This is a genomic window from Methylobacterium variabile (assembly GCF_001043975.1).
Classification (GTDB): Bacteria; Pseudomonadota; Alphaproteobacteria; order Rhizobiales; family Beijerinckiaceae; genus Methylobacterium; species Methylobacterium variabile.
On record NZ_LABY01000109.1, the window covers coordinates 1 to 14,151 of the forward strand.

General features: G+C 68.4%; 12 protein-coding genes and 2 pseudogenes. 6 read left to right on the forward strand and 8 right to left on the reverse strand.

Going from position 1 to position 14,151, the window contains the following annotated elements; genetic code table 11:
- Positions 1-481: 481 nt before the first annotated feature.
- Positions 482-1,165, reverse strand: coding sequence for a recombinase family protein (locus tag VQ02_RS16415; RefSeq protein WP_053080406.1), 684 nt, complete (start codon positions 1,163-1,165; stop codon positions 482-484).
- Positions 1,166-1,755: 590 nt separating this feature from the next.
- Here VQ02_RS16415 and VQ02_RS40045 point away from each other — a divergent pair.
- On the forward strand, positions 1,756-2,337 hold the full coding sequence (locus VQ02_RS40045; RefSeq protein ID WP_425339906.1) for a DUF4145 domain-containing protein: 582 nt from the start codon (positions 1,756-1,758) through the stop codon (positions 2,335-2,337).
- Between the two features lie 163 nt (positions 2,338-2,500).
- Here the strand turns inward: VQ02_RS40045 and VQ02_RS16420 are convergent, their stop codons facing one another.
- The gene (locus tag VQ02_RS16420) at positions 2,501-4,123 is read right to left on the reverse strand and encodes a DUF6538 domain-containing protein (protein ID WP_048445278.1); all 1,623 of its coding nucleotides are present in this window, start codon (positions 4,121-4,123) and stop codon (positions 2,501-2,503) included.
- A gap of 94 nt (positions 4,124-4,217) precedes the next feature.
- On the opposite strand from VQ02_RS16420, the pseudogene VQ02_RS16425 reads away from it, so the two are divergent.
- The 5 genes and pseudogenes from VQ02_RS16425 to VQ02_RS16445 all read left to right on the forward strand — a co-directional run.
- A pseudogene (locus tag VQ02_RS16425) lies at positions 4,218-4,511 on the forward strand (JAB domain-containing protein); the annotation flags it as partial.
- 323 nt (positions 4,512-4,834) lie between these two features.
- Positions 4,835-6,274 (forward strand): circularly permuted type 2 ATP-grasp protein, encoded by a 1,440-nt coding sequence (locus VQ02_RS16430; protein WP_048445279.1) that lies wholly within the window; start codon positions 4,835-4,837, stop codon positions 6,272-6,274.
- A gap of 142 nt (positions 6,275-6,416) precedes the next feature.
- Complete coding sequence (locus tag VQ02_RS16435; RefSeq protein WP_048445280.1) at positions 6,417-7,361, forward strand: alpha-E domain-containing protein; 945 nt, start codon at positions 6,417-6,419, stop codon at positions 7,359-7,361.
- Between the two features lie 110 nt (positions 7,362-7,471).
- On the forward strand, positions 7,472-8,341 hold the full coding sequence (locus tag VQ02_RS16440) for a transglutaminase family protein (protein ID WP_048445281.1): 870 nt from the start codon (positions 7,472-7,474) through the stop codon (positions 8,339-8,341).
- Between the two features lie 150 nt (positions 8,342-8,491).
- Entirely contained in the window at positions 8,492-9,241 is a 750-nt protein-coding gene (locus VQ02_RS16445; protein ID WP_048445282.1) for a proteasome-type protease, read from the forward strand.
- 147 nt (positions 9,242-9,388) lie between these two features.
- On the opposite strand, the gene VQ02_RS34775 is transcribed toward VQ02_RS16445, so the two are convergent.
- The 6 genes and pseudogenes from VQ02_RS34775 to VQ02_RS16470 all read right to left on the reverse strand — a co-directional run bounded on the left by VQ02_RS34775 (position 9,389) and on the right by VQ02_RS16470 (position 14,051).
- Positions 9,389-10,147 (reverse strand): DUF2855 family protein, encoded by a 759-nt coding sequence (locus tag VQ02_RS34775; protein ID WP_083469263.1) that lies wholly within the window; start codon positions 10,145-10,147, stop codon positions 9,389-9,391.
- A 13-nt stretch (positions 10,148-10,160) separates the two neighbouring features.
- A pseudogene (locus tag VQ02_RS40050) lies at positions 10,161-10,469 on the reverse strand (DUF2855 family protein); the annotation flags it as partial.
- 44 nt (positions 10,470-10,513) lie between these two features.
- Positions 10,514-10,711, reverse strand: a complete 198-nt coding sequence (locus VQ02_RS16455) for a Trm112 family protein (protein WP_048445283.1) — start codon at positions 10,709-10,711, stop codon at positions 10,514-10,516.
- Positions 10,712-10,771: 60 nt separating this feature from the next.
- The gene (locus tag VQ02_RS16460; RefSeq protein WP_048445284.1) at positions 10,772-11,440 is read right to left on the reverse strand and encodes an LON peptidase substrate-binding domain-containing protein; all 669 of its coding nucleotides are present in this window, start codon (positions 11,438-11,440) and stop codon (positions 10,772-10,774) included.
- Between the two features lie 142 nt (positions 11,441-11,582).
- Entirely contained in the window at positions 11,583-12,506 is a 924-nt protein-coding gene (gene trxA, locus VQ02_RS16465) for a thioredoxin (RefSeq protein ID WP_048445285.1), read from the reverse strand.
- Positions 12,507-12,737: 231 nt separating this feature from the next.
- Entirely contained in the window at positions 12,738-14,051 is a 1,314-nt protein-coding gene (locus VQ02_RS16470; RefSeq protein ID WP_083469265.1) for an MFS transporter, read from the reverse strand.
- Positions 14,052-14,151: the final 100 nt, after the last annotated feature.

A 14,151-nucleotide genomic window follows, 5' to 3' on the forward strand; every position in this document is an offset into this window, starting at 1 on the left:
CCCGCCAAGGTCCTAACCCTCTCGGCGGGCGTTCTGCTGTCTAGTGGCGACCTAACGCGCAGCTCAATTGATTGAAGTGTGCCGCCTTCGCTCAGCGACATCCGATAATAACAGGACAAAGCTGGCCTCGTCGCCATCACCCTCGATAACTAGCACACCCTCGGCCCAATCACCGCCACGCTCGGGGAGGCTGAGAAGTGCGCGACCTATAAGCCAAGCATGGGCAAGGGCGGCACAATTGTCTGCAAGCTCAATCCCCGAGCCTCCGTCAACGGTCTTAGGACCTAACTTCAAGCTGAACTTGTAGCGTGGCATTGGGTATCGGCGGGGTGGCTGCACGCTCTAACACGGGGTGCCTCAACGGCATCATAGCGTGAAACAGTCCAAATGCCATGTGATATTTTTGGCCTTTTGAGGTGTAGTGGGACGGGGTGCTGCCTCTTCTCCCCTCGTACCTCTCGCGGTTAGTCATGCCCCTGCGTCACACCGCCACCCGCGCCAGGGCTCGCTTCACGGCCGTGGCGGTCCAAGACCCATTCCCCCGTGGCGTCGGGTGGCCCATCTCATTGAGGCGCCGGGCCAGCTCGCTGAGGCCCACCACGCCATCCCCCTGCAACCGCTCCAGCACGGGCAGCACGGCGAAGGCCTTATGGTCGGCCTTGCGCTTCCTCACCGCGGTCGCCTTGGCCACATCCTCAGCCGTGGGCGGGGCCTCAGGCCGATAGCCCCGGTCGCCTCCGAGCTTCTTCCCCCTCGCCTTGGCCGCTGCCAGGGCCGCCTTAGTCCGCTGGGAGATCAGCTCCGCCTCGTGCTCTGCGAAGGCCACCAGGATGTGGACCATCAGCCGGTTGGCGTCCGGGAAGTCGCACGCCCGGAACTCAACCCCGCTGTCTTTCAGGCTCGACACGAAGGCCACGTTGCGGGCGAGGCGGTCTAGTTTGGCGATGAGGAGCGTGGCGCCGGTCTTCCTGCACCGCTCGATGGCGGCCTGGAGCTGCGGCCGGTCGGTCCGCCTGCCGCTCTCGACCTCGACGTAGGGCGGCTGGAGCAGCACGTCGGTGGGTCTGAGGTGGGCCTGGATGGCGGCTTGCTGGGCTTCGAGGCCGAGCCCGGAGCGGCCCTGCTTGTCGGTGCTCACTCGGCAGTAGGCGACGTAGGTGGTCACGGCGGCGGCCCTCGGCGGCGGTCCCCTTAGGCTGATTCGGGTCGCCCCTCGTGTCAATACCCATCGACGGTCGATGATGTGTGATGACAAAAACATCCGATGGCGGGGTCGGTGGGTAGCTCGGTGCTTCGGTGGCGGGTCTCGATGACGCGGCGCGGGGACAGCTCGATGCAGGGCAGGCGGCTGGCCTCGTGGTGGCCCGAGGTGCGGGGCGGCAGTGCTGCTCCTGGCGCGGGAGGGCAGGCCTCAGGGCGGCGCGGCGTGGGCTCGGCGGCTGGCTCTCGGGAGGCACCCCGAGGGGCCTCGCGTTCGCTGCGGAGGGAATGGCCGGGCCGGGGTACGGGGGGAAACCCTGATCCGCCCGCACGAGGGTGAGGCCTCAGGTGGGTGACCCATGTGAGGCGATGCGGGGGCTTCGTGCGACGATTGATCCCAAGTCATGCACAGCGATCCCGGGAGGGCGCCATTGCACAATAAGGCGGACGCCGCACTCTCCAGCAGTCTTATCGCAGGGAATATGTGTCGTGGATTTTATTAGGCAAAGTCTCAGCGTCAATCGCTGCCCGCACTGCCAAATCGCAAATCCTACTATGCCGATAGAGTGGCAGCCAAAGCGGACAGATCGAACAGATGGTGCCGAGCCAGAGATTTGGGCGGGCTATAGGTGCACTACATGCGGATCAATTATTGTTGCTCGCGGGCATAATGTTGTGATAAATCATGAACATAAAATAGCAATCGATGAATTCTATCCCCCTTCAAAAGCTGCTGCCATAGATATACCGCCGATTGCGCGTCGATTCCTCCAGCAGGCTTACGACACCCTTCATGCTCCAGATGCCGCCGCAGTGATGGCGGGCAGCTCTGTCGATGCAATGTTGAAGGAACTCGGATACGTTGATGGTTCGGTATACGCTCGAATTGAGAAAGCCGTGCAAAACAATGTGCTCACGAAGGGAATGGGACAATGGGCACACGAAGTGCGACTCGGATCTAATAGGCCTCGCCACGCAGATGCAGATCGGCCACACGTTTCTTCCACGGAGGCAAGACAGTCGGTCGAGTTCGCGGAGGCATTAGGCCAATTTCTTTTTGTCCTCACTGCTCGGATCGAGCGAGGAATCAAGGATGCGACGGACGCCAATGTGTCAGAGGGCGGGAACAAGGGCTGAGCACTCGGCCAGTCCAGGACGACTGCCCGCAGTCCCGCTCTAAGTCCCAGCGGCAGAAATCGATGAGCCGGGGTACGGGGGAAACTCTGACACGCCCGCAAGAGGGTATCCCCTCAGGTGGGTGACCCCTCGCGGGTTACCCCGAGCCCGGCCACCCGGCGCACTACCTGACGTCAACCCTCGGGAATTTCGCCATGGCATCCACCATCGCCCGCACGGTCACCTCGCCGTACCCATCCCCGGCCGTCCGCGGCGCGTGGCCTTGAATGGCATCAAGCACCCGGTCGCCGATGCCCGCGCTAATGCCCACGGTCTTGAATCGATGACGCCAGCCGTGGGTGGGCAACACGCGGGGGTCCGAGACGGTCTCACGGACGAAGCCGGAGACCTGGTTCCGGAGGGTCTGCTGGGCCTTAAGGAACGATACCCCTTCCTTCGGGCGGTAGAAGAGGGGGCCCGCCTTCGCCGCTTGCACGAAGCCCACGAAGCCCTCCTCCAGGAGCGCAGGGTGAAGGGGTACGTCGCGAGCCTCCTTGTTTTTCACCGTGCCGGCTTCGGGCGTGATGCGGAGGACCCAGTGCTCCCCCTCGCGCCAGAGGTCCTGCTTGCGAAGCTGCGTCAGCTCGCCTACCCGGGCGCCGGTATAAGCAGAGAGCCAGGGTATCCATCGGCGAATGGCGGCGGTGTCAGCTCCTATCCGCTTCGTCACAATGACCGCTCGGGCAGCCTGAAGGATCGCGGCGGCCTCCTCATCGGTGAAACCCTTGGGCCGAACCCGCTGGGTCTTACCGAGGCGGAGTGTGACCCCCTTGGCCGGGTTGGTGGGAAGATGACCGTTCTCCGCCGCCCACCCGAAGACACCTCTCAGCGCCGGTAGGTCGCTCGCCTTCACCGTCTGCGGCTTGGCGGTCTTCAGGCGGTGATCCTTGAAGCGGACGATGTCGGCGGTAGTCACTCGCGTGGCGTCGTCGTGCTCCAGGAACCCGCCGAGGATGGTCATGACGATCCGAACGCGGGCGTGGGTGGCTTCTGACCCGCCAACTGCCTTGCGCTCCGCCCACCAGCCATCCACTAGGCCAAGGAGGCTTACCGCCGCTTGGACGGCCTTCGGCTCCTCCCATCGCGGGAAGCGCTCTGCCTGAGGGTCGGGTCGGAAGTCACCTTCAGCGTTGCGTTGACGGGCCGCGAAGGCGTCCTGAAGGGCCAGCGCGAACGCCTCCAGCAGGGCTTCCCACGTATCGGGGTCTACGGATGCGATGCCTCGGGCAGTCAACAGCCGCGACACGATGGGCCCTAGGGTCGGCTCTAGGTCGCCCGCGTCTGTCTTCTCAATGAGCCGGCGCAAGGCAGCTCCAAAGCCCGCTGCTTCCTCCTCCGCAGTCTCGGTAACTGGCACCCAGGCGCCGGATGCCGTGAGTTGGACTGCGGTGACCCGCTCCCGCCCTTCCCCCTCGGCCCACGCCCGGTAGACGTCGCCGGCCAAAGCCACCACCTGGCGATTCGTCAGCCTGGTAGGCCGGTCGTTGCGCAAGGCTGCCCAGAAGGCTTCGAGGGCTGCCGCTGCGATTGCCTGGCGACGCTTGCCCTCGCTCATGTCGGAGGTCCGCAGGGAGAAGCGGACGGCTGCCTGCCCAGCCTTGATACGCAGCAGCAGGGTCTCCGGTCCGAGAGGCACCGTCACTGTTCGGCCCACCGCTAGCGCCTTCACGTCCGCGGGGATGCGCTGGACGAACTGATGCGTGCTGGCGTCAGAGCGGCGGGACGGGCGAACGGTCCTGAGGCGCATGTGTGACACGGCTTTGTTACACGGTCAGAGGACCGCTAAGCCTTTGTAGCGCATAAACTCCTATGGGAGGAGGGGCTTAGATAGTGACACACCCCTCTTCCTCGACAAGCGCAACCGCCTGATCGCCGACGAGGTGCAGGGCCGCGGCACCGTCGACCACACCCCGGTCTATCCCCGCGAGGTGGTGCGCCGGGCCCTCGAGCTCTCGGCCACCGCCCTGATCCTCGTCCACAATCACCCTTCCGGCGATCCGACCCCGTCCCAGGCCGACATCAAGATGACCCGGGACATCGTCGCGGTGGCCGGCCCGCTCGGCATCGTGGTCCACGATCACATCATCGTCGGCCGCGACGGCCATGCCAGCTTCCGCGGCCTGAAGCTGATCTGAGGCTCGCGGCAGTCGAGCGGCCCGGCTGACGCTGCTGTCCCGGCCCGCCAGAGGGCTCCAGGCAGGTCGTCCGGCCGCGACATCCCCGGCTCTCCTGCGGAACCGTCGCGATCGATTCGCCCGGGAAAGCTCGCGCCATTCCGCGGCGCGGCCTGCTCCCGACTTGCTGAAAATTTGAGCAAATTTGCCCTGCGCGAGGTCCGTCCCCGCAACCTCGTCCCGCAGGCTGTGCGAAGTCGGGGGGCGCCGGTCGACAGAGGACGCATTTCCTTTGCCTTGGCCCCCGTCTTGCGTCTAGCCTCTGGGCAAACAGAGAGACGCCCATGCCGCTCAGCGCGTTCGACGAGATGAACGGAGTCCAGGAGAGCGGACAGAGCCCGGCCGCGGTGCGCGAGGCGTACGCGGCGCTCAAGACCTGGCTCGACACGACCCCGCCGGAGCAATTCGACACCCGGCGCAGCCAGGCCGAGCTGTTCTTCCGCCGGATCGGCATTACCTTTGCGGTCTACGGCGACAACGAGTCGACCGAGCGCCTCATCCCCTTCGACATCATCCCGCGGGTGCTGACCAAGCCCGAATGGGGCTTCCTGGAGCGCGGCCTCAAGCAGCGCGTCACCGCGCTCAACCTGTTCCTGGCCGACATCTACGGCCCGCAGGAGTGCATCAAGGCCGGGATCATCCCGGGCGACCTCGTCTACCGCAACCCGCATTACCGGCTCGAGATGCGGGACTTCGAGGTGCCGCACGGCAAGTACGTCCACATCGCCGGCATCGACATCGTGCGTACCGGCGAGGACCAGTTCTTCGTGCTGGAGGACAATGCCCGCACGCCGTCCGGGGTCTCCTACATGCTGGAGAACCGCGAGGTGATGCTGCGGCTCTTCCCCGAACTGTTTTCCAAGCACCGGGTCTCGCCGGTGGAGGCCTATCCGGACGCGCTGCTCGCGACCCTGCGCAGCCTGGCGCCGATGAGCGCCGCCCGCGACCCGACGGTGGTGCTGCTCACCCCCGGCCGCTTCAACTCGGCCTTCTACGAGCACTCGTTCCTGGCCGACAAGCTCGGCGTCGAGCTGGTGGAGGCCTCCGACCTCTTCACCAAGGACGACGTGGTCTACATGCGGACCACCGAGGGGCCGCGGCGGGTCGACGTGATCTACCGGCGCATCGACGACGACTTCCTCGACCCGCTGGTGTTCCGGCCGGATTCGGTGCTCGGCGTGCCGGGGCTGATGAGCGCCTACCAGAGCGGCAGCGTCACGCTCGCCAACGCCGTCGGCACCGGCATCGCCGACGACAAGGCGGTCTACAGCTACATGCCGGAGATCGTGCGCTTCTTCACCGGCGAGGAGCCAGTCCTGCACAACGTGCCGACCTGGCGCTGCCGCGAGAAGGATGCGCTGAACTACGTCCTGGCGAATCTCGGCGACCTCGTGGTCAAGGAGGTCAACGGGTCGGGCGGCTACGGCATGCTGGTGGGCCCCCACGCCACCAAGCGCGAGATCGAGGAGTTCGGCCGCAAGCTGCGGCACGCGCCGGACGGCTTCATCGCCCAGCCGACGCTCGCCCTCTCGACCTGCCCGACCTTCGTCGCCTCCGGCGTCGCGCCCCGCCACGTCGACCTCAGGCCGTTCGTGCTCTCGGGCGCCGAGGAGATCCGGATCGTGCCGGGCGGGCTGACCCGCGTCGCCCTCAAGGAGGGGTCGCTCGTGGTCAATTCGAGCCAGGGCGGCGGCACGAAGGACACCTGGGTGCTCGACGGCTGAACGCCGCCGCGATCGAAGCCCGGGACGTTGGTCCCGGGCGCCGAGACGAGGCCTCGGCGTGACAAGGACCCGGCCGCGCGGATCCCCGCACGCTCGGCTCGGACCGCCCGCACCGCCACAGCGTGAGCCCCGAAGCGCCGCCATGCTCTCCCGCACCGCCGACAACCTGTACTGGCTCTCGCGCTACGCCGAGCGCGCCGACTTCGTCGCCCGCATCCTCGACGCGGCCCTGCGCCTCTCCGCCCTGCCGGCCAGCTACGGCGGCGGCGAGACCAACGAATGGGAATCCGCCCTCGCCTCGGCCGGCAACATCGACCTGTTCCGGCCGCACTACGACAGCGTCAACGAGCACACGGTCCGCGACTTCCTGGCCTTCAGCCCCAACAACCCGTCCTCGATCCGCTCCTGCCTGCAGACCGCCCGGGAGAACGCCCGCAGCGTGCGCACGGCGCTGACCGGCGAGATGTGGGAGGCGATCAACGAGGCCTTCCTGCACCTGCGCAGCTTCGAGGGCCGGGACATGACCCGGGAGGAGTTCGCGCGTTTCCTCGACTGGGTGAAGGGCGTGTCGCTGGCCTTCGATGGCTCGGCCTACCGCACCATGCTGCGCAACGACGCCTACTGGTTCACCCGCCTCGGCATCGCGATTGAGCGCGCCGACAACACCGCCCGCATCCTCGACGTGAAGTACCACGTGCTCCTGCCCGAGACCGAGCGGGTCGGCGGCAGCCTCGACTACTTCCAGTGGACCACGATCCTGCGCGAGGTCTCGGCGCTCACCGCCTATCACTGGGTCTACCGCGAGAGCATCAAGCCCTGGCTCGTGGCCGACCTGCTGATCCTCAACCGCGAGATGCCGCGCTCGCTGGCCAATTGCTACGAGATGCTGGTGCGCCACCTCGACCTGATCGCCGACGCCTATGGCCGCCGCGGCCCGAGCCAGCGCCTCGCCCGGGGCATGCTGGCGCGGCTCGACGCCCTGTCGGTCGAGGAGATCTTCGCCGACGGCCTGCACGAGTTCATCCAGGAGTTCATCGCCGAGAACAACCGCCTCGGAGCGGCGATCATCGAGCAGTATCTGGGCTGACGCGCGCCCCGCGGGGCCGAACGGCCCCGTCAGGTTTCGTCCTCGTGCGCGACGGTGTATGACCGCTCCGCACGGCCCAGCTTCGGCGTGACAGCGAGCTTCGCGACACCATGCGCATCCGCGTCGTCCACGAGACGGTCTACCAGTACGACAGCCCGGCCCGGGGCCTGATCCAGATGCTGCGGCTGACGCCGCGGGACCACGAGGGCCAGCACGTGCGCGCCTGGCGCATCGAGCCGACCGTGGACGGCCGCCTGAGCCGGCGCGAGGACGGCTTCGGCAACATCGTCCACGTCTTCAGCGCCGACGGACCGGAGGAGGCGCTGACCATCCGGGTCACCGGGGAGATCGAGACCGCCGAGACCCACGGGGTGATGCGCGGCACCGCCGAGTGGCTGCCCGACCCGTTCTACCTGCGCGAGTCGCGCTTCGCCGTCGCCGACGAGGCGATCCGGACCTTCGCCGATGAGGCCGCGGGCAGCGCCGACCGGCTCGACCAGCTGCACCGCCTGCTCGCCGGCGTCCACCAAGCGGTCGACTACGCCCCCGGCCCCACCGGCGCCAGCACCACCGCGGCGGAGGCCTTCTCCCTGCGCAAGGGCGTCGGCCAGGACCTCGCCCACGTCTTCATCGCGGCGGCGCGCCACCTCGAGATCCCGGTGCGCTACGTCTCGGGCTATTTCTGGCGGCCGGACATGCCGGAGCAGGAGGCGGGCCATGCCTGGGTCGAGGCCCGGGTGCCGGATCTCGGCTGGGTCGGGTTCGATCCCGCCCACGGCATCGCCGTGACCGAGGCGCATCTGAGGGTGGCGGTCGGCCTCGACTACCTCGACGCCGCGCCGGTCCGCGGCAGCCGCACCGGCGGCGGCACCGAGACCATGACCGTGCGGGTGCGGGTCGACGACGCCCGCGCGCAGGCGCAGGCCCAGCAAGCCCAGGGTCAGCAGAGGCAAGGCCAGCAGATCCAAACCCAGGGCTGACGGCGAGCCCTGTGGCCCCGCGGCGATAGGCGGGACCCGCCTCACCTCGCGGCAGCGGATTCGGCTGGATTCGGGGAACGGGCTGCGCCAGGGTGGCGCTGCGAGCGGTGTCGGATCGCCCGCCTGACGATCGCCGGGGGGCGGTGAGCGATGACCTATTGCGTCGGGATCCTGGTGGAGGAGGGTCTCGTCATGATCGCCGACACCCGCACGAATGCGGGGCTCGACGACATCTCGACCTATCGCAAGCTCCACATGTTCACCAAGCCTGGCGAGCGGGTGCTGGCGCTCGCCTCCGCCGGCAACCTCTCGGTGACCCAGTCGGTGCTGGCGCTGCTGACCGAGGGCGTCGAGGATCCCGACACCGGCAAGCCCGAGACGATCTACGACGCGCCGACGATGTTCCGCGCGGCGCAGCTGATCGGCCGCGCGATCCGCAAGGTGCGGACGATCGAGCGCGCCGGATTCGAAGCGGCGCAGCTGCGCTTCGAGGTGTCGTTCCTGTTCGGCGGCCAGATCGGCGACGGGCCGATGCGGCTCTACATGATCTACTCCGCCGGCAACTTCATCGCCTGCAGCCAGGACGCGCCGTTCCTGCAGATCGGTGAGCACAAGTACGGCAAGCCGATCCTCGATCGCGCCGTGACCTACCGGACCGACATCTACGACGCCCTGAAGGTCGGCCTTGTCTCGATGGACTCGACCATGCGCTCGAACCTCGGCGTCGGCCTGCCGATCGACCTCACGGTGATCCGCCGCAACACCTGCGACACCGAGGTGCTGCACCGGATCGAGGCCGGCGAGCCCTATTTCCACGACCTGCGCGAGCGCTGGTCGGCGGCGCTGCGGGCGGCCCACCGGGCGATTCCGCGGCCCCCCTACGGCCCGGGGACGAAGTAGGCGGAGGCCGCTTCCATTCTCCTGCTCGTCAGCCTCATCCCGGGTCAGAATGCGACCACATGAGCGATACGGGCAGGGGTCCTGCCGCCCAGGACGTCCCGGTAGACCCGTTCGAGGCCGTCCCAGCCCTGGGCGGTCTCGAACGTGTTACATCGTCGCGACATGGGTCAGGTAGGCGCCCCACGCCTCGCGCAGCCGGTCGCGCAGAACGCCGGCGCCCCACTCCTCCCGAAAGCGAAGGATGTGGGTCGGCGTGAAGAACAGCGCCGGGGCCGGTCCGGGGAGGGGCGGGTTCTCGCTACCGCCGGAGCCATCCCCCATGCCGCGGGTGAAGCCGACCGCGATGCTGGCCCGGAGGGTCGCGCCGACGCGCTCGTGCACCCGCCGCACGATCTCGGGATCGCCCGCGACGTCCACGAAGACGGTCGGCACTGCGCCATCGAGGCTTCGCAGGTCCTCATACGCGATGACCCGGTCGTACGATGCCAGAGATTCCAGTGCGGCCACGCGCTCCGCACGCGTGAGACCCACCAGGTTCAGGCCCGGTCGCGCGCGGCGAAGCATGAAGGCGAGCGCGAGTGCCGTCTTGCTGGCGATCACGACCCGCTCCATCGGCTCGAAATCGGCGGTCCCGAGATGCGCGGCGAGGAAGAGGGCAAGGCTGAAGAGCGGACGCAGCACGAGGTGCAGGTCGGCCACTGACGGGTCATAGTCCGGACCCCGATCGATCCACACGTAATCGTTGTACGTCCGGGGCAGGTCGCGGCGATGCGGCGCGAGATCGACGAACCGCGGCCCTTCCACGGTCTCCGGCTTCAGGACGACCGCCTCGGATGTCGGCAGGAGCCGCAGATGGTCTCGCCCTCGCGAAAGCCCGCCGCGCGGCTGCGCAGCACCGTCGCCAATCCCAGACGGGGATGCGTCCCCATGGCGGAGGGGCTGGGAAGAACCGCCAGTAGCCGAAGCAGCCCCCCGTGAGCGCGTAGGTGACGTTGTTCGCCGTGAAGGCGAAGCGCTTGATCCGCAGCAGGACCGATCCCGCGGCCAATGCGCCGGTGGGATCGGCCGGGAGCTGGATCACGCTCGTCTTGGCGAGATCTCGCCGGTCGACCACGAGATGATCACTCGTCATCCCGTCGTCCATGGTCGAAACCTCCGCCTCGCCGCCCGGCGTTGCGTCGCTTGACGGGTCTGGCGCCGAGCCGGTGCGTCGCAGAACGAAACGCATTATGCGCCTAGCCTGCCCTCAAACGACCTATGCGCGGCCCGACCTCAATCCGCCAGCGGCCGCGCCTCTTCCGGCAGCATGATCGGGATGCCGTCGCGGATCGGGTAGGCGAGCTTGGCCGAGCGGCTGATCAGCTCCTGGCGGGCGGAATCGTACTCGAGCCGCTCCTTGGTCAGGGGGCACACCAGGAGTTCGAGCAGCTTCGGGTCGATGCGGGTGGCTTCCACGGGGGAGTCGGTCACTTGCGGTCCTTCCGAATGGTCCGGGGGCTTTGCCCCCGAGGCCTTACCCCAAAGCCCGGCCTATTGCAGCGTCGGCTCGCTGCCAGATCCCCGGACCAGCTCCATCTCGGTCACGGCGATCAGCACCTCTGCCCGGGTCTTGAGGTCCGGGGCCTCCAGCATCGCCTGCTTCTCGCGCGGGCCGAACGGGCTCATCATGCAGAGCGCGTTGACGAGGGCCTCGTTCGGCGCCTCCTCGATGCCGGCCCAGTCAACCTTGAGGTCGTTGGCCTCGACGAAGTCGCGCAGGGCCTTCAGTACGCCGGCCCGGTCGACCGCCTCCTCGCCGGCGCGGGCGTGGAAGTCGCTCTCGAACGGCGCGAAGGTCACCTTGCACCGGCGGTAGCCGGTGGTGGTGGAGAGCTCCTCCTCGATCCGGAAGCGGGCGATGCCGGTGAGCGAGATCAGGTAGCGGCCGTCGCCGGTCTCGGCGAACTGGGTGACCCGGCCGGCGCAGCCGACGCGGAAGAGCTTTGGCGACAGCGGGGTCTCGCCGGACTCGGCGTCCGGCTGGATCATGCCGATGACCCGGTCGGTGCGCAGGGCGTCGTCGACCATCGCGAGGTAGCGCGGCTCGAAGATGTTGAGCGGCATCTGGCCCCGCGGCAGCAGCAACGCCCCGGGGAGCGGAAAGACCGGGATCACGGCCGGGCAGTCGGCCGGGCCCTTGTAGGCGACGTTCATGCTCATCGGCGTCGCTCCCGCGCGGATCGAAAGGATTCCCGGGCCCCTCGTCCGGGCCCGGGCTTATGTCTGACGTTCTAGGGCGCCAGCCTCCGGCGTGGATACCTGTCCGGCGTAATGCCGCGCCGGGATGAACTTGCGGGATGGCTCAGGCGAACATCAGCGCCGACAGCTTGCGCCGGCCGCGGATGGTCATCGGGTCCATCGGGCCCCAGGCCTCGAACAGCTGCAGCAGCTGCTTGCGGGCGCCGTCGTCGTTCCAGGACCGGTCGCGGCGGACGATCTCGATCAGCTGATCGATCGCCTCCTGCTGCTTGCCCTTGGCGTTGAAGCCCAGCGCGAGGTCGAAGCGGGCCTGGTAGTCGGCCGGGTCGGCCTCGATCCGCTGCTGCAGGCCCGCGAGATCGCCCAGCGACGCCGCCTGCTCGGCGAGGTCGGTCGCCGCCCGTACGGCGGCGATGGCCGGGTCCTTGGCTGCCTCGGGCGGCGCCGCGTCGAGGAAGCGGCGGGCGCCCTCGACGTCGTCCCGGTCGAGGAGGAGGCGGGCGAGCGCCGCGATGGCGCCGGCATGGCCCGGCTCCTGCGACAGCACCGCGGCGTAGATCTCGGCGGCGGCATCCGGGTCACCGGCCTCGGCGGCGGCTTGCGCCTCCGCCATCAGATCCTCGACCGCGGTCGGCCCGAGGGGGCCGACCAGCCGCTCGATGAAGGCCTTCACCTGGCTCTCGGGCAGGGCGCCCATGAAGCCGTCGACCGGCTGCCCGCGCTGGAACGCGATCACCGCCGGGATCGACTGGATGCCGAGTTGGCCGGCGATCTGGGGATGCTCGTCGATGTTCATCTTGACGAGCTTCACCTTGCCGCCGGCGTCCTTGACGGCCTTCTCGATGATCGGGGTGAGCTGCTTGCACGGCCCGCACCAGGGCGCCCAGAAATCGACCAGTACCGGCTGCTGCAGGGATTCCTGCATCACGTCCTGGCGGAAGGTCGCGGTGGTGGTGTCCTTGATCAGGGCGCCCGCAGGGGCTTTGCCGGCGGAGGCTGGGCCGGCCGCGGGAGTGTCGGTGAGCATCGATGACCTCGAGAGGAACGGCCTTCACGTCGCGAGCCCAGTCGGCCCGCCGAACAGATGGGGTAGACCGGCCGCCCTGACCAGTGCAAGGCGGACGCTATCCCCCACAGCCGATGGCCGTTCGGCTTTCCGCGAGCGAGAACGCCTGCCGATCAGACGCAAAATCCCCTCTCCCGTGCGGGAGAGGGGAAAGAGCATCGTCCTGAAACGATTGATGAAATCACCGATGCCTCACGCGGCGACCGGCGCCGTCTGGCGCATCCGGCCGATCATCAGCGACATCAGCGCCGCCATCAGGGCGGTGAGGCCGGCGGCGAGGAAGGCCTCGAGGTAGCGGCCCTCGGACGCCCGCACCAGGCCCGCCCCGAAGGCGGCGGTCGCGGCGCCGAGCTGGTGGCCGGCGGCGACCCAGCCGAACACGATCGGCGCGTCGCGCTCGCCGAAGGCCTCGTTGGCGAGCCGAACCGTCGGCGGCACCGTGGCGATCCAGTCGAGGCCGTAGAACACCGCGAAGATCGACAGGCTGTAGAACGAGAAGTCGGTGAAGGGCAGCGCCATCAGCGACAGGCCGCGCAGGCCGTAATACACGAACAGGAGCTTGCGCGGGTCGTAGCGGTCGGTGAGCCAGCCCGAGCCGGTGGTGCCGATGAGGTCGAACACGCCCATCAGCGCGAGGAGCCCCGCCGCCCGGACCTCGGGAATGCCCTGGTCGGCGCAGAACGAGATCAGGTGGGTGCCCACCAGCCCGTTGGTGGTGAGCCCGCAGATGAAGAAGGTGCCGAACAGGAGCCAGAAGTCGCCCTTGCGGCTCGCCCGCACCAGCCCGTCGATCGCCGCCCGAAACGGATTGGCGCGCCGGGGCGGCTCGGAGACGGTGCCGGGGGCGGCGCCGTAGGGAGTGAGCCCGATGTCGGACGGGCGCTCCGGCAGGAGCCAGGCGACGAGGGGGATCAGCGCCGCGATGGCGCAGGCGACGGTGAGCACGACCGGCTGCCAGCCGCCCGCCTGCGCGATCGCCGCGAGGCCCGGCAGGAAGACCAGCGTGCCGGTGGCGGTGCTGGCGGTCAGGAGACCCATGAACAGGCCGCGGCGCACCGCGAACCAGCGGTTCACCACCGTCGCCCCGAGCACGATGGCGACGCAGCCGCTGCCGAGACCCGAGAGCACGCCCCAGGTGGCGATGAGGTGCCAGGGCTCGCTCATCAGGGCGCTCAGAGCCGTCGAGGCGGACATCAGGGCCAGCGCGCAGAGGAGCGTGCGGCGGATGCCGAAGCTCTGCATCAGGGCCGCCGCGAACGGGCCGACGAGCCCGTACAGGAAGATCCCGAGGCCAGCGGCGAACGAGGTGACGCCGCGGCTCCAGCCGAAGGCCTGCTCCAGCGGCAGGATCAGCACGCCCGGCGAGGCCCGCAGGCCGGCCGCCGCGAGCAGGCAGAGGAAGATCACCCCGACGACCACGAAGGCGTAGTTCTGGCCGAAGGGGCGCCGGGCCGGCGGCATCGGGGCAGGGGGGGCGATGCCCCGCGGCGACACGGTCGAACTCATGCTGGCAAAGCCTCCCCGATTCCTGCTAGGATGATACGTACCGGTCAGTAACATCGTCAAGGGCGAACCATGCGAGGGCGAGGAGCGGCGGATGCGGGCG